The 20866-nt window shown below is 40.6% G+C and carries 17 protein-coding genes and 1 pseudogene; 9 read left to right on the top strand and 9 right to left on the bottom strand.

Going from position 1 to position 20866, the window contains the following annotated elements; all coding sequences use genetic code 11:
• Positions 1–41 precede the first annotated feature (41 nt).
• The 4 genes from ACHA99_RS10865 to ACHA99_RS10850 are packed head-to-tail and all read left to right on the top strand — an operon-like array spanning position 42 to position 5447.
• Positions 42–782 (top strand): molecular chaperone, encoded by a 741-nt coding sequence (locus ACHA99_RS10865; RefSeq protein WP_393942683.1) that lies wholly within the window; start codon positions 42–44, stop codon positions 780–782.
• Positions 783–808: 26 nt separating this feature from the next.
• Entirely contained in the window at positions 809–3400 is a 2592-nt protein-coding gene (locus ACHA99_RS10860) for a fimbria/pilus outer membrane usher protein (protein WP_393942681.1), read from the top strand.
• A 9-nt stretch (positions 3401–3409) separates the two neighbouring features.
• A complete protein-coding gene (locus tag ACHA99_RS10855) occupies positions 3410–4747 on the top strand; it encodes a fimbrial protein (RefSeq protein WP_393942679.1) in 1338 nt (445 codons plus the stop codon).
• Positions 4713–5447 (top strand): molecular chaperone, encoded by a 735-nt coding sequence (locus tag ACHA99_RS10850; RefSeq protein ID WP_393942677.1) that lies wholly within the window; start codon positions 4713–4715, stop codon positions 5445–5447. Before ACHA99_RS10855 ends, ACHA99_RS10850 begins: the two co-directional genes overlap by 35 nt.
• A 20-nt stretch (positions 5448–5467) precedes the next feature.
• Here the strand turns inward: ACHA99_RS10850 and ACHA99_RS10845 are convergent, their stop codons facing one another.
• The 3 genes from ACHA99_RS10845 to ACHA99_RS10835 form a co-directional block, all read right to left on the bottom strand.
• A complete protein-coding gene (locus ACHA99_RS10845) occupies positions 5468–7843 on the bottom strand; it encodes an ATP-binding protein (RefSeq protein ID WP_393942675.1) in 2376 nt (791 codons plus the stop codon).
• Positions 7822–8844 carry a transporter substrate-binding domain-containing protein gene (locus tag ACHA99_RS10840; RefSeq protein ID WP_393942673.1) on the bottom strand — a complete coding sequence of 341 codons (1023 nt, stop codon included), beginning with the start codon at positions 8842–8844 and terminating at the stop codon, positions 7822–7824. Before ACHA99_RS10840 ends, ACHA99_RS10845 begins: the two co-directional genes overlap by 22 nt.
• A gap of 196 nt (positions 8845–9040) precedes the next feature.
• Positions 9041–9667: a response regulator gene (locus ACHA99_RS10835; RefSeq protein WP_393942671.1), complete on the bottom strand. Its 627-nt coding sequence runs from the start codon at positions 9665–9667 to the stop codon at positions 9041–9043.
• 328 nt (positions 9668–9995) lie between these two features.
• Here ACHA99_RS10835 and ACHA99_RS10830 point away from each other — a divergent pair, with 328 nt between their 5' ends.
• Positions 9996–11234: an EAL domain-containing protein gene (locus ACHA99_RS10830; protein WP_393942669.1), complete on the top strand. Its 1239-nt coding sequence runs from the start codon at positions 9996–9998 to the stop codon at positions 11232–11234.
• A 4-nt stretch (positions 11235–11238) separates the two neighbouring features.
• Here ACHA99_RS10830 and menE read toward each other — a convergent pair whose 3' ends face one another.
• The 5 genes from menE to ACHA99_RS10805 form a co-directional block, all read right to left on the bottom strand.
• On the bottom strand, positions 11239–12684 hold the full coding sequence (gene menE / locus ACHA99_RS10825) for an o-succinylbenzoate--CoA ligase (protein WP_393942667.1): 1446 nt from the start codon (positions 12682–12684) through the stop codon (positions 11239–11241).
• A complete protein-coding gene (gene menC, locus ACHA99_RS10820) occupies positions 12647–13747 on the bottom strand; it encodes an o-succinylbenzoate synthase (RefSeq protein ID WP_393942665.1) in 1101 nt (366 codons plus the stop codon). Before menC ends, menE begins: the two co-directional genes overlap by 38 nt.
• 26 nt (positions 13748–13773) lie before the next feature.
• Complete coding sequence (gene menH, locus ACHA99_RS10815; RefSeq protein WP_198572380.1) at positions 13774–14562, bottom strand: 2-succinyl-6-hydroxy-2,4-cyclohexadiene-1-carboxylate synthase; 789 nt, start codon at positions 14560–14562, stop codon at positions 13774–13776.
• On the bottom strand, positions 14562–16283 hold the full coding sequence (gene menD / locus ACHA99_RS10810) for a 2-succinyl-5-enolpyruvyl-6-hydroxy-3-cyclohexene-1-carboxylic-acid synthase (protein WP_105250598.1): 1722 nt from the start codon (positions 16281–16283) through the stop codon (positions 14562–14564). Before menD ends, menH begins: the two co-directional genes overlap by 1 nt.
• A gap of 185 nt (positions 16284–16468) precedes the next feature.
• Positions 16469–17437: a LysR family transcriptional regulator gene (locus tag ACHA99_RS10805; protein ID WP_105250597.1), complete on the bottom strand. Its 969-nt coding sequence runs from the start codon at positions 17435–17437 to the stop codon at positions 16469–16471.
• Between the two features lie 409 nt (positions 17438–17846).
• Here ACHA99_RS10805 and ACHA99_RS10800 point away from each other — a divergent pair, with 409 nt between their 5' ends.
• The 4 genes from ACHA99_RS10800 (at position 17847) to nrfD (ending at position 20493) form a co-directional block, all read left to right on the top strand.
• On the top strand, positions 17847–18323 hold the full coding sequence (locus tag ACHA99_RS10800; RefSeq protein WP_105250596.1) for a DUF2726 domain-containing protein: 477 nt from the start codon (positions 17847–17849) through the stop codon (positions 18321–18323).
• 76 nt (positions 18324–18399) lie between these two features.
• Positions 18400–18864 (top strand): cytochrome c3 family protein, encoded by a 465-nt coding sequence (locus tag ACHA99_RS10795; protein WP_105250595.1) that lies wholly within the window; start codon positions 18400–18402, stop codon positions 18862–18864.
• A gap of 4 nt (positions 18865–18868) precedes the next feature.
• Positions 18869–19555, top strand: coding sequence for a 4Fe-4S dicluster domain-containing protein (locus ACHA99_RS10790; RefSeq protein WP_105250594.1), 687 nt, complete (start codon positions 18869–18871; stop codon positions 19553–19555).
• On the top strand, positions 19552–20493 hold the full coding sequence (gene nrfD / locus ACHA99_RS10785; RefSeq protein WP_105250593.1) for a cytochrome c nitrite reductase subunit NrfD: 942 nt from the start codon (positions 19552–19554) through the stop codon (positions 20491–20493). The genes ACHA99_RS10790 and nrfD overlap by 4 nt, the downstream gene beginning before the upstream one ends.
• Before the next feature lie 269 nt (positions 20494–20762).
• Here the strand turns inward: nrfD and ACHA99_RS10780 are convergent.
• Positions 20763–20866: pseudogene (locus ACHA99_RS10780) on the bottom strand (AsnC family transcriptional regulator); the annotation flags it as partial.

Below are 20866 nucleotides of genomic sequence, written 5' to 3'. Positions count from 1 at the left end.
CTCAGCATTCTGAGTGAGCGTTTTTGTTTTACGGAAATTATATGCACATTTCATCATCGCCTTTTCGTCAATTATTTTTGTTTTCTCTATTTATTTTAAGTTTTTCTGCTAGCGCTAGTGTAGTCGTGACAAATACTCGGGTTATTTATCCTAGTGACGCTAAAGAGCGTAGTGTGCAATTAACAAATAATGATGATTTTCCAAATATCGTTCAAGTATGGACTGATATTAATAACCCTGAGTCAACACCTGAGAATGCTGATGGCCCATTTTTGGCGTTACCGGCTATTTTTAGAATGGAGCCTAAGCGAGGGCAGTTAATTCGCTTAATTTATAGCGGCGGTGAGTTGCCAAAAGACCGTGAGAGTTTGTTTTATTTAAATTTTCTACAGATCCCACCATTATCTAAAGCTAATTCTGGTGAGAATCAGATGTTGTTGATGTTAAAAAATAGGGTGAAAATATTTTATCGGCCCGCTGAAATAAGAACTAGCTCATTTGATACAGCAAAAAATATTACTTTTATTTTAAAATATAACAGTAATGGAATTGAATTGTTAGTTGATAATAGTTCTGCATTCTTTGCCTCATTTATTGAGGCGAAAATTATTGCGGGAAAACAAGAGCTAATAATACCAATAGATATGATAGAGCCTAAGTCAAGTAAAATAATTGAAATTTTTAATAAACAGTTTGTTATTGTGGAGTCTATGAAGATTGAGTTTACCCTTGTCAATGATTACGGTGGATTTGAGAAGAGTGAATATAAAATAAATCTATAATTTAAAGAAATAGAATAGAGTCTGTTATGAAGTTTTCTATGAAGTTTATTTTTAAGTCATTTGGCGTTAAATTTATCTGTTTAATGTACATTTTGCCATTTTTACTTTTGGCTGATGACTTACGTGAGGACGACTTTCAAGAGTTTACTTTTGATGATAGTCTTTTATTCGGTGGCTATGGTGATAACTATATTTCTCGTTTTAACAGTGCTGCGGAGGAAATTCCAGGTCAATATCAAGTCGATATTTATATTAATAATACGTACTTAAATAGTCAAATTATAGATTTTTATATTAGCGACTCAAAAAAAATATTTCCTTGCTTAGACATTAAATTTTGGAAGAAAGCAAACGTTATTTCAACCTATATCAATGAAGCGTTGCTTGAAAAAGCACAATGCGAGTTACCTGACTTAATTGTCAATGGTGTAACGACATTATTTAATTCAGAAAAGTTGAGATTAGATATTTCTATTCCTCAAGCCTATCTACAGCAGGCTCCGCGTGGCTTTGTTGAGTCAACCTCTTGGGATGCAGGTGAAAGTGCTGGGTTTATTAGTTATAACAGTAATTTTTATCAAACTAACAGTCGTGGTATGGGCCATGATATGAGTGCTTTCTATACTGGACTCAACTCTGGTATTAATTTGGGGTTATGGCGATTAAGAAATCAGTCAAATTATCAATATAGTGAAGTTAACCATAACTCACAGGACCGTTTTAATTCAATACGAACATTTGCAATAAGGGTTTTACCCGAGCTAAGCAGTGAGTTATTGCTGGGTGACACTTATACCCGTGGTAATGTTTTTGGTAGTTTAGGTTTTTCAGGTGTTCAGTTATATACAGATAATCGTATGCTACCAGACTCTCAGCGAGGATATGCGCCCGTGGTCAGAGGTCTAGCTAACTCCACTGCAAAAGTGGTGATCAAGCAGAATGATGTGAACATATATCAGACAACTGTTGCGTCAGGTCCTTTTATCATTAGCGACTTATATCCTACAAGTTATGAAGGCGATCTTTTAGTAGAAATAACGGAAGCCGATGGTAAAGTCTCAAATTTTACTGTGCCGTTTAGTGCTGTTCCAGGATCTCTCCGTGAGGGCCACTCCCAATATGCGTTTTCGTTCGGTGAAGCCACTAACTTCGGGTCTGGTGATTATTTTGCAGATGCAATTTTTGAGTATGGTTTGAGTAATGCGCTTACTCTTAATAGTGGTGCTCGATTAGCTGATGACTACTTAGCTTTGAGTATTGGTTCTGTGCTTGGGACAGAATGGGGAGCCTTTGGTGTAATGGCGGTACATTCAATCTCTAGGACTTTAAATGAACAGAGTTTCAATGATTGGAGGAATGGGTGGCGTTTAGGGTTGAATTACAGCCGTTCTTTTAGTAGTGGAACATCTCTTTCACTTGCTGGTTATCATTACTCAACAGAATCTTATAGAGAATTAAATGATATTTTGAGTTTAAGAAAGGCATTTGAAAATGGTAACTTTTTTGAGTCAGAAACCTACCGACAAAGAGTAGAAATGAGTTTGAGCCTTAATCAGAGTTTTGATGATTTTGGATATGTTTACTTGAGTGGTTCTAAGCGGCAATATCGAGATGGCCGTGATGATGATCAGCTACAAATAGGTTACTCGGTGGCATTAGGTGATTGGAACGTTGGATTAACATTTTCGCGTCAATATATGAGTCAGGTACCATTACAGAATGGAATTGAGGGTTATCGACTAGCAAGAGAGGGTGGTTTCGATATTGGCAGAATAAAAGAGGATTTATTAAGTTTAAATATTTCCATCCCGTTGGGTCGCCGTCAGACTAATATGCTGAGCACAGGCTATAGCCATTCATCCCAAGGGAGCGATAACTACAGTTTAGGCCTGTCTGGTATAGTTTCAGATGATAAGGCGTGGACATATGGCTTGAATACTACAGTGCAACAATTTGACGAAACCAGTAAGAGTTTGAGTTTGAACACTCAAAAACGTTTTAGCCAAGTGGCAGTTTCAGGAAGTTACTCTATTGCTGATTCATATCAGCAGGTGAGTGCAGGTATGACAGGTGCCATTGTTGCACACTCAGGCGGCATGACTCTGAGTCAAAATTTAAGTGACACTTTCGCAATTGTTGAAGCCGATGGTGCAACTGGGGCAAGGGTGACTAATAACTGGGGGACAGAAATCGATAACCGAGGCTATGCCATTATTCCTTCACTTACGCCATATCGGTCAAATCGCATCACATTAGATACTGGTAATATGCGAGGTAGTACCGAACTTCTCAATGCGCAGCAACAGGTTATACCTTATGCAGGGGCTATTGTTAAAATGAAGTTCGATACCCGATTTGGCATCCCTGTTTTGTTTATTACACAACTAGCCGATGGTGGTGTGATTCCAATTGGTGCCGAGGTTACTGATGAGAATGGCTCGGTATTAGGTATGGTTGGTCAGGCTGGAATAGCATATGTCAGAGCATCTAAAGCAGAGGGGAAACTCATTATTCAATGGGGAGATGAAAATGCTGAACAGTGCTACTTTGACTATGAATTAGAGCTTGAAGTGGATCTTTTGCAACGCCTGCAAGTCACATGCGGTCAACAAAGCTAAGAGATAAATATGAGAAATTCAATATTCAATTGGTGGGTTGTTTTATATCTTTGCTTGATAACTATAATTAGCCAGCCAGTGTTTGCTAAATGCCAGAGGATATCGACATCATCAGGGGTTGATTGGGATCCCGCTTATGTTAATCCCTTGTATGGTAAAACTGCAGTGTGGGAGGGGGCCTCATTGACTAACAGAGGAATGCTTAACCTATCTGTAGTCAATATTACCGATGAAAGCTTTCAACCGAATGGTACCTTGCTGCAGTCAAGTACAGTCCCCTTCACTACCTATGGACAGGAAAAGGGTTATGATCCTGAACAGGTACTTTTTCGTTGTGATGCCACCGACGATGGCAAGCTTTACGAAATTTATTCAGTAAATGGAGGGGAGCAATATGGTGGATACAATGAAGATGGCGCTGCATTCGGAGTTACAAAGGGGTATGCAACCTATGTACAAAATATGGCGATTAGAGTGAAAAATAACTCGACTGGACAATATTTTGCTGGACCATGGCAATATCGTGCTCTGCAGGGATTGGACCGTGATGAAAAGAATCGAATACTCGTTAAAGCAAAAAATTTCACAGATATAACCGTTGAATTATTTCGTATTGGAACTAAAAGGGGAAAGGTTGAGTCTCATTTAAAACCCTACAGCTTTAATCAGCCATCAGCATATATCGCATTTGGCGGACCAGGATTAGATTACCCTGATGAGGGAGTATATCATATTACACATAGACCTGGTTATTATAAAAATTGGCCTGGAAACATTAGTTTATATAATCAGCTTTATACCAGAAGAACCGGTGGTTGTGCTGTCACTCGTGTCACTCCTTATGTGTATTTTGCGCCCCTCACTATGGATGAGTTACATAAGGGGATTACCCGTGAGTCAACTATTAATATTAATTATCGTTGTGAAAAAACTGCAAATATTAATGCGGGCCCCGCGGTGAATGGTATCGCAGTTGCTTTTAAAATAGGCACTAGTAATTATCAAGTAGCAAAATCTTTTGGTTTTATGGATTTGGATGCCGCGAAATATTTACTGAGTGATAACTATGGAAGTAATGATATAGCAAAAGGTGTTGGTGTAAAGCTAGTTCGTAGCGATGGCATTGAACAGCCATTTTTAAACTTTGAAGGTAGGACTAATTTAGCACCGCAATATAATGCATCAAAAGATGGTTGGCGACATTTATTTGGGAATAAGGTCGGTGAGGCCGACGGCAGTATTCAATATTCTGATTCCTATCAAGTTACGTTTGGTAAGTTGCCAGGAATGATCCCTACAACAGGAAGATTTTATGCTAAAGCAGAAGTGCTTATTCGTGTTCAATAGTTTTTTTTTGTTATCGATTATGCTTCAGAGTGCAGTTGCAGGTGTTGTAGCCGATAGAAGTCGGATAATATTTGCCGCCTCACAAAGAGAGCAGGGGCTATCATTAATGAATACTAATGAATATCCCGTGGTCATGCAATTATGGGTAGATGAAGGCGATGTTAACTCTGGTCCTGATATCGCTAATGCGCCGATTTTACCACATCCAGGTTTATTACATTTTTCTCCAAAGGAGCATAAACATATCAGCCTTGTTAATATTTCTAAGCACGCCCCTGAAAAACAAGAGCAGGTCTATTGGTTGAATTTATATGAAGTTCCACCTTCACCATCAACGAATATTGATATAAAAAAAGGGCAGTTACTGATTGTAACAATGCGTACGCAAATGAAAGTGTTTATTAGGCCTGAAAAGCTTGCAATCGAGCCTAATGAAATCGCAAAATATCAGAAATTTTCGTTTGAAGGAGATAGTATAAATATTGAAAATGATACACCGTATTTTGTGACCTACAAAAATATTAGCATAAATATTAATGGAGTTGAAAGTTCAATCTATAATGGCATGATATCCCCTTATTCCGTTGAAAAAACGTTAATAAAAGATGTAGGAAGTTCAAATAAATATTTGGCCATTATTAATGCGGAATACATTGATGACGATGGTAATTTTCAAAAGTTCAGCTCACATTTTTATTGAGGTTCATACAGCGCTTCTGTTTAAATGAAAGCGCTGTGGTTATTTCTTGTTTTTGATTTTGTTATATATTCCATAATCTCATTTTCTAAATTAAATATTTCCATGCTTAACTGTGAAGTGTATTTCTCGATATTTTTAATATTATTTTGATCTTCTAATTTCTCACATATAGATACAAGTCTATTAGCATCAATTATCCTTGCCGCACCTTTTATTTTATGGGCAAGATCTTTTACTGCACTGAGATCTTTATCTTCAATTGCTCTGCACATAGAATTAAAGTCAATTTGATTACTCTTGAGTAACTCATTAAGAATCTTACTTATTAATTCGGCATTATTACCTGTTAGTTTTTCAACAGATTTAGCTTCGAAATGAGGATGGGTTATTATTTTTTGGTCTGGCGAAAAACACTTAATCATTCGATCAAGTTCGGCGAGACTAATTGGCTTAAAGAGACAATCATTCATGCCTGCATTCAAGCAGGCCTCTTTAGCCTCTTTTTGGGCATTTGCAGTGTAACCAATAATGGTAGAGGTTCGTAATAGTTTACTTTCTAAAATTCGGATATTACGACATAGCTCATAACCATCCATTTCTGGCATATTACAATCTGTAATGATCATCTGATATTCTTTATCCTCGAACATGGCTAATGCTATAACTCCATTTTTAGCCTCTTCAACTTTATGACCAAGATAGTTTAATTGTTGTGCAAGCAATAAACGATTCGCGGGATGATCATCTACAATGAGTATATCCAAAGGAGTAATTGTGCTCATCTCTGTCTGAGTTGCTATTGACGTAGTCGAAGTGTCATCCTCCAATTGTAATAAAGTTAGCATCAAGCTTATTTTTGTCCCCTGATTTGGGACACTTTCTAGAGTCAATTTTCCATCCATCATTTCACACAGGGATCGGCATATCATTAGCCCAAGTCCAGTTCCCCTATGGGTATTATTAGAGCCTTTTGCTTGACTGAAGGGGGTGAATAGTCTCTGCTGATCATCTATTGAGATACCTATTCCAGTATCAATTACCGTAAATAGAATAGTATGTTGATTACCTGATATAGTATCGGATTGAATTTTTACTCTTACTGAACCACTATCTGTAAATTTAATCGCGTTGCCAATCAAATTTGACAGTATTTGCTTAATTCTCATAGGGTCAACGAGTACATCATTCGCAATAACAGGATCGAAATCTAACTGTAAAGTGATTCCTTTTTGCCTTGCTAATCCATCAAAGACTCTTACTATAGAAGTTACAATAGTTCTAAGATTGGTTCTAATAGGTGAAAGAGACAGCTGACCAGCTTCAATACGAGCAATATCTAAAATATCACCAATAAGTTCAAGTAAATCATTAGCGGAATCATAGGCAACTTTAATTGAATTTAAATCAAACTGTTGTGAATTTGTACGTTTTAGTACCAGTTCTAACATACCTATGATGGCATTCATTGGTGTACGGATTTCATGGCTCATGGTCGCTAAGAAAGTACTCTTTGCTTGGCTTGCACTGTCTGCGGCTTCCTTAGCATTTTCTAACTCTTCAATAAGCTTGACTCGATCACTGATATCTATCCAGCCGCCAATGATTCCCTCGACATTTCCAGTTTCGTCACCATAGGATTTAAACCAATGGTAGATACTGTATTTTTTTCCATATATATGAAGTTCTCTATCCTTAAATACTTGAATACCATCCTTTAAGGCTTGAATGTATTCATTATCAACGTCATATACTTCTTTAGTGCGGTGAATACTTTCAACTGTAGTCGTATAAAGTAGGTCTTCTCTTGTCGCTTGGAAAACGTTAAGGTAACTCTCGTTACACATGGTAAGCTCACGATGCTTATTTCTCACATAGATGGGATGGGGGATTGCATCAACGATGGACTGCATGAATTGTAGTTGCTGATTAAGTTCTTTTTTAGCTAAGAGGCGCTTGCGGTAATGAGTTCGTGTATAAAGAGACCAAATAATAGAGACTAATATAATGAGTGTTGAGGCAATCACTGCAGTGTAAATAGTGTATTTATAGTCCTTCCAGCTTTGACGGGCGGGTAATGCATTTCGACGCCAACGATTTTCTGCCATTTGTAACTCGTCAGGAGGAATAACAGTCAATGTTTTATTCAGTATGCTCTTAAGTAGTTTATTTGAACTCGCCATTCCGAATGCCACAGACGCTCTTGGCAATTCATCTATGATCTTACTTACTTCTAATGTATCATTAAAATAACTATTTACATAGAAATCTGCTAAAGCTAGCGGTGCGATAGTCGTTTTTACTGCGCCAGTCGCAATGTCATTTAAAGCTTCTAGATAATTATCAGTGATAGTTATTTCTGTATTTTGAAAAATTTTTAGTATCGTGTCACTAAACATTCCATCAGGAATGACGATTGTATTATCATCGATTTTTTTTGATTTTTATTTGTCACAAAAACAAAAGGTGAATTTGAAAACTCTTTAGTGAAAATAATATTAGTGATATCGTCATTTAGTGAGGATATTGTCATATGAGCTTTGTGGTTAAGTATTGAGCTTATTTGTTCTGAGAATCTATTATTTATAATGTATTCAAACTTTAGCCCTGAATACATTTGAACTAAATCTAGAATCTCAACGCCAAATCCTTCTACATGATTTGTATCATCAAGGTATGTTAACGGTGCTGCATATTTGTTTATGGCTACTTTTATTTTTTGGTTTTTTTCAATCCAATTAATTTCATCTGTTGTGAACGTTGGAAGTTCTGATGGAAATGGAATTGTGCTTCCACCGCCACTCCAACGTTTTCTAATTAATTTCTTCTGTTCAATCGTAATATGACTAATCGCTTTGTCTATTATATCAATTAAAGCCTTATCTTGCTCCTTTGCTGCAAATGCATTGCCGTATGAATTTATGGCTAAGTGAGTGTCTAATTTTAGCTTGCCAGAAAAATTGTTATTTATTAGATAGTTAGCTGATACGTGGTCGACTATTACGGCATCTACTTGCCCTAGGACTGCTGCTACAGCCGCTTGTCTTGATGAAAATTTTATTAAATTTCTATCAGGGTAAATATTTTTTATTGCTTCGTCGGGTAGGTATTCATAAGCCATAGACATTGACTTAATTTTTTCATTAGTGTCAGTTTTTGTGTTTTTAAATACAGATGGTTTATCAATTGAATATGCCTGACTAAGTATCATTCCATGCATTTTTTCAAAGTTATTCGCAGTAGTGATTAGATCTACTTCTCCATTGAGTACTGCGGTTATCACTTTTTCTCGTGACATATAACGCTTAATTTTTACATCTATATTTAACATCCTAGCAATCATAAATATGTAGTCTGCACTAATTCCTTTGTACAGCAGTTTTTCACCATTAACTGTCATATCAAAAGGTGGGTAGTCTGGTGAAGATATCCCGACATTTAATACTTTGTGATTATTTATTATTTTTTGTTCTTCTGGTGTTAACGTTATCTTTGGGGTTTTTTCTTTTGGGTAATCTGCCCGATAATAATATGAAAATTCTTGCGAGTATAAATTGTTAGAAAAAAAATAATTGCAAAGATATAGAGGGTAAATTTCATATTAAATTATGCCTTTTTGCAATATCAACAATGTCCACTAAGTTCTTTGCATTTAATTTTTCAAGTATTCTTGTTTTATATGTGCTTATGGTTTTGTTACTTAGCAGCATACGCTCAGCTATTTCTTTATTAGATAGCCCTACTGCTAACTGTTGTAATACTACCATTTCGCGAGTTGAAAGCTTTTTTACGAGTTCAGTCTCGTCTTGGCTCGATTTAGCAATCATGTTTTTACTGCTTATAATCGGAAAATAGGAGTGGCCACTGAGAATTGCTCTAAGTGCGCCAGTGACTTCATTCATGTCCTTTTGTTTAGAGACAAAACCTGAGGCTCCGGCTTGAATACAACGGGAAACAAAGTGATCAGATGGTTGTGCCGTCAATACTAAAATTGGAGGGCTCTTTACGAGTTTTCTTGATCTTATTATCACTTCTAACCCATCTAATAATGGTATGCCGATATCGAGTATCACTGCATCGGGTGAGAGTTCTTTAATGAGTTTTAATGCATCTACACCATTATTGGTTTCTGCCATCACTTCAAAGCCATTTTGTTCTAAAATGATTTTTAGTGCTAAAACAACAACCGGATGATCATCTACAATTAATATTTTTCTTTTCATTCATGCAACTCCGTAACTATTGAGTATAGATTTTATCCTTTGTAAGCCACTAGAGTGAAATAAAACTACGTGATTAAGATTTTTCCTACATCTTTTTCAGCAATTTCTTTTAAATAATCGTCGTAAAATATTGGAAGGCAGATAAATTTAATCATAGGCATTCTCATTATTTTTAATTCATAAACACCTGTGTATATTTGTATCTCGAGTTTGATCTTCTAGCGATTTAAATTATAGCTGACTATCTATATCTCGGCGTTGCAGCTTTTTTGCGACAAGGGCGTAACAGGCATTTGTCTATTAGTATTTTAATTTTAAAGGGTATTCAATGGGTAAGGTTAGAGTGATTGTCTTAGAAGACCACCCCTTTCAACGTGCAGTACTTGAGCATAATCTTGCATCTCTTACCAACGTTGAGGTGTTTGCTTTTGGGGCAGCACAAGATGCGCTTGTTTGGCTCGATGAGCATCATAGTGCGGACATAGTGATATGCGATCTTATGATGGCAGGTATTGATGGTCTATCGTTTTTGCGCAAAGCAAAAGCAAAATACGATATAGCTTCAGTTGCATTATTTAGTTGTATTGATAAGGAACTCAGGCGGTCTGTATCGCAGATGATTAAAATGCTTAATTTTGAATATCTTGGAGATTTAAGTAAGTGCCCATCAGTGGATAATCTGCAGCGTATGTTAGATAGATTTACCAACAGTCGCATTCAAAGGAGTCAAATTTCTTCGGGTTTTATCGCTGCTAGGTGCCCCGAAAATTTTGTATTTGAGGATTTTGAACAAGCATTGAAGCAAAGGCAGTTCGTGGGTTTTTATCAGCCCAAGTTTGATGTTGCAGGCTTTAACTTGAAAGGGGCAGAAATGCTCGCACGCTGGCATCATCCTGATTTTGGATTGTTAAATCCCAGTACTTTCATTGACCGGTTAATTTCACATGGCTTACTTGACGATTTATTCTTACAGTTATTCGAGCAAGGCTGCGCTTTACAACAGCGTTTACAACAACATGAAAGCCTAATTTCTCTCGCCTATAATCTCGATATCTCTCAACTTAATTCGACTAAATTAGTGTATCAGATTGTCGATATGGTAAAGAAATTTAACATTATTCCTCAGTGCATTACCCTCGAAATTACTGAGACGGGTTTGTTGGCTGCGCCAGCAGTGAATATGGAGAATTTAATCCGTTTGCGAATGCTAGGATTTGAATTGGCGATTGATGATTTTGGTGCTGCACATTCTTCATTGGCACGTTTATGCGAATTACCTTTCTCACAAATTAAATTAGATGGTTGTTTTGTGCGTGAACTTAGTGTTGAGCCTAGGTGCCAAGCCGCAATTTCCAGCGTGATAGCGTTATCACAAGCACTTAATATGGAGTTAGTGATAGAAGGTATTGAAACAAATTCCCAATTAGTATTGCTGCAACAGCTTGGCTGTACGATTGGACAGGGCTTTTGTTTTTCTCGTCCTATTGATGAGCAAACATTTATCCAACGTTTTTTCCCTGCGAGTTTACAGCTTAAAGAATTACAGGAGCTTAGCCTTGAGTTTTAGTGGACTAACTTGTTTTTGTTAGCTCACTGATCAAGGATTTTCGGTTCACTTTCAGTCCTATTTGTTCATTATTTTCTGGCCATGAATAATATTGTCTTGGACGTTTGAATCGGGCGATTTTGTTGGCAAGGAATAGTTCAAGCGTATTTGCAATCGACTCTGGGTGGTGGGTTAAACTGCCGCGAATGATGGCGGCAGGGAGATTGCCAAATTGTACATCTGGTATGGCGAAAACGATTGCATCGTCTATTTGTGGGTGTTGTTTAAGCGCGGCTTCGATTTCTTCTGGCTGGATGTTTTCGCCGCCGCAGATAAACATATTATCGACGCGGCCAAGAATGTGCAGATTACCATTTTCGTCCCATTCGCCCTTGTCTTTGGTGTAAAACCAGCCGTCTTGTTCAACGCACTTTTGTATTCCATCCGCGGTGAGATAGCCCATAAACAGGCATTCGCCGCGCACCAAAATTACACCGTCTTCGATTTTGAGCTCACGTTTGGGGAGTAGTTTGCCACTGCTACCGTCGCTTAAAGCGTGACCTGTGGTGATCTGCGAGCCCATTTCCGTCATGCCGTAACTGGTGTAACTGGCGATATTGCGTTGCTTAAGTTGTTGGAGTAAGTCGATTGAGACTGCGCCGCCACCAAGTAATAAGGCTTTGATACTTTTAAGCTTGCTGCTCGTATCGGCGAGTAACTTGCTCAGTTGTGTGGGAACGAGAGATATGTGAGTCAACTGTTCTTGGTCAATCTGCTGACCAAGGCTAAGCGCTTGATCTGGTATGACAACACTGGCACCGACTAAGGCACAGCGGTTTAATATCGCAAGACCGCCAATATGGAATAAGGGCAAGGAGAGTAGCCAGGCATCACCTTGTTCGAGTGGGATTAAGCTGCGGGCACCTTCGGCATTGGCAATATGATTCGCTAAGCAATGCACCGCCGCTTTGGGAAAGCCACTAGAGCCTGAAGTTAAAATCACATTAGCTGGACGAGTAAAGTCGACAGGTTGGACCAAGTCACTGCTAATGCTATTAAAATTTAAGCGCAAGTGATGACAATTCTGTAGTTCACAAACCTCAGCACTCCAAACATAGCGGATCTGATGTTCATCAATTAAGTCTTGGATCTGCGCGAGGGGAAAACGTGGCGAGATAGGAAAAAAGATTACTCCTATATCGATGCCGGCCCAATAGAGACAAATGATCTCGAGATTATTGCTAGCAATACAGGCGAGCGGTTCACCCTTTGAGATCCCCGCAGCGCTTAGCTGCTGAGCCAGTGCGATAACGCGCTGGCTAAGCTCTGAGTAGCTAATGTCTTGCCCCGCCAACTTGATGGCTGCCTGCTGTGGAAACGCAAGCGCAGCTTGGTGCACGGGTGACAGTGCAAGCGGTTTTGATAGGCTGGCATTAGACAAACTCGTTTCCCTCACTTTTAGCTGTATCATTATTTTGTTGCATTGAATCAATGGCGTGCAGTGCAATTGGCTCAAGTTGCGCGAGTGTGAGGCAGTATTTTTTGCCCGATGACACGACTAAATCTTGGCTAAAGGCGCTGAGGGTATCGAGCCCAGGGATTTCATCCGGAGTGAGAATCGCGGCTAAATGAGCCAGATCATTAATGCCTAAACTGCTCTCTAGACTCGAACTGATAATGCAACGTACGCCATAGCTTTGCGCCGTATCGATTAAATTAGCTAGCTTTTCGATACTGCCGAGCAGCATAGGTTTGATGACAAGCGCAGTCAGGCCATTTTGCATTACAAACTGGTATTCTGGATCGTTGAGCGATTCATCGAGGGCGTAGGGTATACCAATTGCTTGATAAAATTCATGATTATCATGAGGATTCAGGCAAGGTTCCTCAATGTACTCTATGGTATCTAGGGGTAAGCAAGCGGCAAATTCGATTGCTTGCTCAAGTGTAAACCCTCGGTTCGCATCCAAACGCAATTTCAGATCGGGGCGGGTACGTAAAATGCCATAAATCAGGCTTAGTTCATCTTCGATTGAAGTTTGCGCGACTTTGACTTTAACCGAACGAACATTCCTGCCAAGGGCGGCAATTTTGCTATCGAGCAAGTCTTTGCTGGCATCCGTTGGATGATAAATCAAAGGGACTGTGGCCGTTTGTGGACGGATGGCATCGAGTTTGCCCATTAACTTGGCATGTAACAGACTTAAACCAAAGGCCAAAGAAGGGTAAGGGCTTTGCTCGGCGCATTCCAGCAATGTATCAATATGCTGACCGCAGAGTTGGGGTAATAATCCAGTCAAAGCCGTTTGCACTTGAGTGAGTGTTTCACGGCTGAACCCCATCAAGGCTTGTTCATCGACATCTATGCCAGAGAGTGGGGCAATTTCAACTTCGACTTGTCTATGCTCGCCACCAACATTAGCACTGGCTTGTAGTACTAATCCCGCTCTGTGATCGATACGTTGCTTGCCGACGGGCAATAATACGTCGAGCGGTAGTCGATATTGATACAGGTTAAGCGAAGTTAATATCATATATTTCCTACATTTTAATTCTGTCATTACCCTAGCAACTTCACTATTTTTGAGGTTAATGCCTCGGGAGCGGCTTGGTGTATGTTGTGGCCGGCGCCGTGAATACTATGGACGAGGATGGGCGCGTGTAATTGCCACTCTTGGGCGAGGGCGTGGAACTTAGCATCTTGGTTGCCCGCAAAGAAATGGCACTCACAGGTAAGCTGCAAAGGTACATCCCACATCGATGCTTGGTGTGCGAGTGAGGTGGCTATGAATACCTCTTTAAGCCGCTGTTTAGGATGCAGATCTAATGCTGCAGAACGATGCTCTATTAAGGTTTTTCGTTTGGTAGCCGTCATATCGGCAAATACGGGCTGCTGATACCACAAGCTTAAAAAGTCTTTGCTATTCAGATGCAGTAAACGCTCGGCCCACTGAGTATCATTTTTGATTCTGGCAAGTTTTTCTTGCGGGTCTGTAAGTCCAGGATGGCAGGATTCGAGGTTTAGGCTCAGAAGTCTTTCTGGATAGGCTTTGGCAAGGTGCAGAGCAATACGGCCACCTAGAGAATAACCATAGAGATGGAATTGACCAATATGAAGGCCATTCAGGTGTGCCAACACATCTTCAACACATTGGTTAAATCCATCTAATTCGGTTGGCTTCAACTCCCTTTGGTTATCCCCGTGGCCCGGAAGATCTAAGCAAATACAGTGAAAGTGCTGGCTTAGCGCTGGCATTAACGGCAACCAGTCGGTCTTAGTGCCTAAAAATCCATGCAGTAGCACTAAGGTCGGTAGTGAAGAGTTGCCGTAACGGGCCATGGTTGGCATTAGCTTTGTTTCACCCACAAGTTGAGCTCGGCGATTTGGTCGCTGGCTTGTGTTTGACTTACATTGACTTCAATGATCGAAGCCCCCTGAAAATCCAGCGCTTCATTATAGCTATCTTGAAAATCGGCTAAATTATCCACTTGATTATAGGGCAAATTAAACATAGCTGCGGCGTAGCCAAATTCTAAACCGTGGCTGAGTCGATAATAATCGCTACGGACTTGTTCATTGGGAACGGGCAATAAGTTGAAGATGTTACCGCCATCGTTATTGAGGATCACGATCACTAGCGGGCTGGTTAAGCCTTTAGCGATGGCCAGCGAGTTAAGATCGTGCAGTTGTGATAAATCACCGATGATTAAACTCGTGGGTTTGCCTTCATGGGCCGCAATACCGCAGGCGGTGGCGAGTAATCCGTCAATACCCGATGCGCCACGATTAGTATAAGTGGTTGCCGTACAACAACTGACAGGGGCATACATGTCGTACAAGCGTACAGGCAGGCTGTTGCCGATAAAAAGCTGCTGTTCTAGCGGACGAGTATTGGCGATGGCGCGCACAACTTGTGCTTCACCAAATTCCCCTTGGTCGATATTGCGCACAAATAAGTTATGCAATTCATCGTTATAGGTAATTAGGGTATTCGCCCAGTTTGCCGAGGATGAGCGATACCAATTTAAGGCCGCAAACTGCTGTGCATTCGCGTGCCAAATGTGTTTAGCATTGTGGCTAGGGTCAAGCCTGTCTTGTTCTGGTAAAACCTGCCAATAGCTGTGCCAATTTTGCTCGGCGAGATAGCCTATCAAGCGTTTTGATAATAAACGGCCGCCGAATACGAGTACACGATCCGCTTCCTGCAATAGATTGCGTGCCCTTGGATGTTGCAGCAGTTGATCAATATTACCTATTGCCGCGGGATGCTGACGCAGTTGCGACTGGGCATCGGTAAGTAATGGCCAGCCGATTTTTTGCGATAGGGCAATTAGTTGCTGTGGATCTTGTTCAGGCGTGAGAGTACCGACAACGATCACCCCTTTACCGTGGACGAACCGCATAATGGCATCATCACTTGGGCTGCTCACCTGTTTGCTCTTACCGTATTGGGTATACGGGCGTGCGAGCTGTAGCCAAGTTTGCAATGGTTTGAGGTAGGGTGATTCGGCATCGAGAATCGCGCCACCGAGTTCACTCGGATACAAGGGCTCACGGTACATGCAGTTGATGTGCACTGGGCGAGTTTGATTCGCCACCGCTTCATCCACTGTGGTAAGCAACGCCTGCGGTGCGATATGTGTATCCGGTGTTGGCAAATTCACTTGAGTGGCGTAATTCGCAAAAATTCCCGGTTGGACTATGGCTTGATTGGCACCGCAGCCGAGTAGTTCGGGCGGACGATCGCCACTTAAGACGATTAAAGGTACATGGGTCAGCCACGCCTCCACAATGGCAGGGTACAAGTTGGCGACTGCTGTGCCTGAGGTCGTAATGATGGCGACCGGTGCGCGGCTGGCTTTGGCTAGACCTAAGGCCATAAAGCCGAGCCCACGTTCGTCGAAATGTAAGTGACGCTGGAGTTTAGTTTGCTGGGCGGCTGCGAGGGTTAGCGGTGTTGAGCGCGAGCCCGGCGCCATACACACATGTTGCACGCCAAGACGTGCTAACTCCTCAAGAATAAGGGCGCCCCAAATAAGATTAAGAGTGGCTGTATTTTCGGTCCGCATAGCTGAATCTATTAGGATAAAGATGGGCTTAGTGTAACGTGTTTATGCTCCAAGATGTATGCTTGGTTTAACAATTCTCGAGTGGATCGCATGGGGGCTGAGGTGGAGCCTAAGCTAAGGCAGAGGATGCCTGTCACCTCGTGTATCGGTGGTTTGTTGTTTGGATATGTTGAGCTATTGCTTGGCTAGATAATACGATCGACGATTTTTTTAATCTCTCCGCTTAACCATTTCAAGTCCTCATTGATTGCATTAGGCTGATTTTTTTGCACTAAGAAAATCGTTGGGGTTTCTGTATCTGCATATAAACGTTCTGCTTCATACTGCGATAGTTGACACGTATGCAGTTCAGGAATATCGCTCACCATTTCGTAAACTATCCGATAAGGCAATAGGGAGACTGCATTACTTTCGCCTAGATATTCAAACAAACTTGAAATACTGGTAATGGTAATTTCAGTATTGAGTTTAATGCCATTCGTTATGCAAAACTCTTGGTATGGACTCAATTTGGTGCTGGGATTACCAAGATCCGTATTGACATAGGGGTATTCCGCAATCGTTTCTAGGGTGATTTCCCGTTTAAAAATAGGATGATGCCTGCTAGCAATCAGGTAGAGTTTGTCCATACGTTGCAATTCTGTCGTTAGCAGTTTATCGCCGAAGGCGGCAACATCGGCAGCACTTTTATTGCAACAAATACCTAGGGTTGTATCACCATTAATAATGTCTTGAGTCGTATGCATAGACCAAGGGTTTATATTAATGTGCATGGGTTTTTGCTCTTCTTTAATAGCCTGCATCAAGGCTTTAGGAAAGGTGTAGGCAATTAACCCTGGTGCTGCAATTTCGACATGTGTCTTAACTTGGCGAGTGTTTGCTATTCTGGCTTTTTGAAACTTATCAGTACACTCAATTGCTTCTTTTGCAATTGGATATAAATGAGTAGCAAACTCATTTGGGAATAAGCCATATTTACGACGAATAAATAACTCATCACCAAAAATTTCCCGTAGATTTTTAAGGCTACGGCTGATTTTAGGAGCTGGAATGTCTAGCGCTTTCGATACATAGGTTGCTGACTTGTTCTCATATAATGAAACAAGTATTTTTAAACTCAGAATATCGAGGCCATCCATGTTACTAATGTGCATTTTTTATATTCCTTAATATTGAGCAAATACTTAAATCAATGCCTAATTATGGTGCTAATTAATAATTTTAATGTGAAACTAATCCCAAGTTTTGGATCTAGATTTTATCTATGTGTATAAAAGGTTTTTTTGTTTTATTTTTAATATTTAAAATGGTTTTTCATAAAATTTAAAATTTCAAAAACAGATATTTACATATTTAAAATACAAATACTGAATTATCAAGTATCAATATTTGTATTTAAGATTTACATAATTTTGCAATGTGACGAGCCATGTAAATCATTGTTTATGTTTAAGTTGTTATTTGCAAGTGTGACATGCGTCAAGAAAAGATAAGTGTTTTCAAATAATACTAAAGTTGCTTTAAAGGAGATAACAAAAAATAAATTAGTTTTTGGAGGCGTGTATGAATACTTCAGTCATTCTCAGCTATGCGTTTATGTACTTCGTACTATTCGTAGCAGTACCATTCGTGTTTGTGATGTTTGTCATGACTTGCATTAAGTTTTTTAAAGCAGGTCCTGATGAAGCCGCACATCATGAGATGAAACTTAAACCAGTATTGTTTGATAAACAAAGCTTCAATTTTTTTAAATCATTAAAAACTGTTGTTGAAGGTAAATACGATGTTTGTTGTAACGTGCCATTAGACACTGTATTTGAGATGGACAAACATGATACAGAATTAAATCATGAATGCCGACTCGATTATGTATTGATCGACCATGATTCATCTGAAGTGAAAATGGTTATCAGTGATTTTGGCAAAGAAACGAACTCACCACTGAAAAAACTGTTTAGCAAGTTCAATATCAGTTTCATTGAAATGAACCAGCATAAACAGTGGGATACTCAGAGTCTTAAGCAAGCCTTGGCTGTGTGATCTTGACCGTCGGGTTCGGAATTATCCGAACTCGACCCCTTCTTTACCTTCCTACGGATAAATGTGAGGACTTCCTATGTCCAAAAGACAATGGCTGTGGTCGTTACGCTTAGGTGCTGCTGCGTTGCTTTTAAGCTTTTCTGCAATGAGTGCTGAGCCAGCCAATCAAATTAACAGTGATGCTTGTATGAAGTGTCACAAGCGTAATGGTCAAATGTTAGGGCATCATGGTCAAGATGCGATGAAAATGAGCTGTTCTTCCTGTCATGGAGAAAAGGGCGATCACCCTAAGAAACCGAATGATATGGTGGTCTTTGGTATGGAAGAATCGTCGGATCTGACGGTTCAGCTGAGAGTGTGTCAGAAGTGTCATACCAAGAAAAAACTCAGTGGAGCAGATTGGACGCATAACGTACATGCTCAAAAAGTGCCTTGTGCCGCCTGCCATAAATTACATAGCCCAACGGATCCAATGGCGGATATGACGCCGAAGGTTCGCAGTGAGCTATGTAGCAGTTGCCACACTGGCAAGCAGGAGTAAGGTTATGGAAAATTCAAAAAGAAGATTTCTAAAAGGCACCTGTGCCTTATTTGCCGGCGCTACAGGTGCATCATTACTCGCCACAGTGAATGCATCGGATAGTGTTAAAGCAGAACCTGATGTCAAATATGCACTTATTCATGATGAAACTAAGTGTATAGGTTGCCAAGCGTGTGAGGTGGCTTGTCGTGAGGTGAATAATGTACCCGAAGGTGTTTCTAGGCTTCAAATTAAGCAAGCGGGTCCCTTTGGCGAATACCCTAATCAGTTTTATCACTTTAGTCGCAAGTCTTGTCAGCATTGTGAAGACGCGCCCTGTGTAAATGTATGTCCAACGGGAGCTGCATTTATTGATAAAGAAACGGGTATCGTTTCTGTCGATGCATGGAAATGCGTAGGTTGCCAATACTGTATTGCAGCTTGTCCTTATCAAGTCCGTTTTATTAATCCTGTCACCCATGCGGCGGATAAGTGTGATTTCTGCCGAGAAACTAACCTAGCTCAAGGTAAACAACCTGCCTGTGTTGCTGCTTGCCCAACAAAGGCACTCGTGTTCGGTAATTTAAAAGATCCGACTTCTGAGGTTGTTCAAGTTCTGCGGTCTAATCCAACCCAGCGCACTAAGGTTGATCTTGGAACGAGACCTAAATTGTTCCGTATCGTTGCAAAATCAGGGGAGGTGATACTATGAGTGCCCTACATTTTGATACCTTAGTGTGGCATTGGCCGATTGCAATTTACCTGTTTTTAGCTGGTGTATCTGCGGGAGCCATGTTCTTCGCCGTACTGTTGAAACATTTTGTTTTGAAGCAAAACGCCTATCAGTCTGGTTTTGTGCGAGCCGCTTGTATCGTCGCGCCTGTAGCTGTGATGGCCGGGTTAGGGATATTGGTCGCAGACTTAACTAAACCTCTCGATTTTTGGAAGATTTTGGTGTTCTACAACCCTAAATCTGTCATGTCGATGGGCGTGCTTATTCTGCTGATTTACCAAGTATTCATGTTTATGTGGATTGGTTTAACCTTCCGTAAACCTGTTGATGCTTGGTGTGAAACACGCTTTCCTATTGTGCTTAAGTTGACCGCATTATTGGCTCGATTTGAAGCGACAATTACAGGATTGCTCGTGATTCTATCCTTGGCATTGGGCGCGTATACAGGCTTCCTGCTCTCGGCCTTGCCAGGCTATCCCATGCTTAAAAACCCTGTGTTACCTCTGCTGTTTTTGGCATCTGGTTTGTCTTCCGGTGCGGCATCATCTTTACTCGGTGGCGTGTTGATGAATGGCAAACCTAATGACAAAGAGGTGCACTTTATCCACAAGGTTGAAATCCCACTGATTTTAGTCGAAATCGTGCTGATTTTTACCTTCTTTATGGGCTTAGTGCTAACAGGTGGACAGAGTAAAATTGCCGCCTTTAATGCCTTAGGGTATGGCTTCTGGGGATGGATTTTCTGGCTTGGTATTATTGGACTCGGTTTGTCTGGACCATTGGCGATGAATCTGTTTATGACGGCGACATCTAAACGGAAATGGGCCTACGTGGCGGGGACGGCTTGCTTGAGCTTGATCGGGGTATTACTGCTACGTAACTTCATACTCTATACAGGACAAATGACGATCGCTTAAGGCGTACAGTTAATTAATGACGAAAAAATCATAATAATCAATGGAATCGACGGATCGCGGAAACAATGTCAAAGGAAAACATTGTAGATGAGGCCCTTGCGGCGCTGGCTGAGCTCTCAAGGGTTAAGTCTAGCCGCGGTTGGTTGTGTAACAGGGAGGTCGCTGGGCAAGGATGCCATATTTTACACTTCAATATTTTGCCCTGCCTCCAAACGGGCCTCGCCACCTTATTCCTAAGGGTGGCGTTTCTTGTTTTAGGGAGGCACGATTTACTCGCCGAGGTTATTAATCCATTCACTCATTACCACATGGGTTTTGATCTTGATGATGTCAGTGTGAGTGTCGATATACTCACGGATCTCATGCAGGCGGC

Origin of the sequence: Shewanella sp. S23-S33 (genome assembly GCF_043359565.1) — a bacterium.
Taxonomy (GTDB): domain Bacteria; phylum Pseudomonadota; class Gammaproteobacteria; order Enterobacterales; family Shewanellaceae; genus Shewanella; species Shewanella oncorhynchi.
Note: the sequence above shows the minus strand (reverse complement) of the source record. Positions and strands in the feature narration are given on the sequence as shown.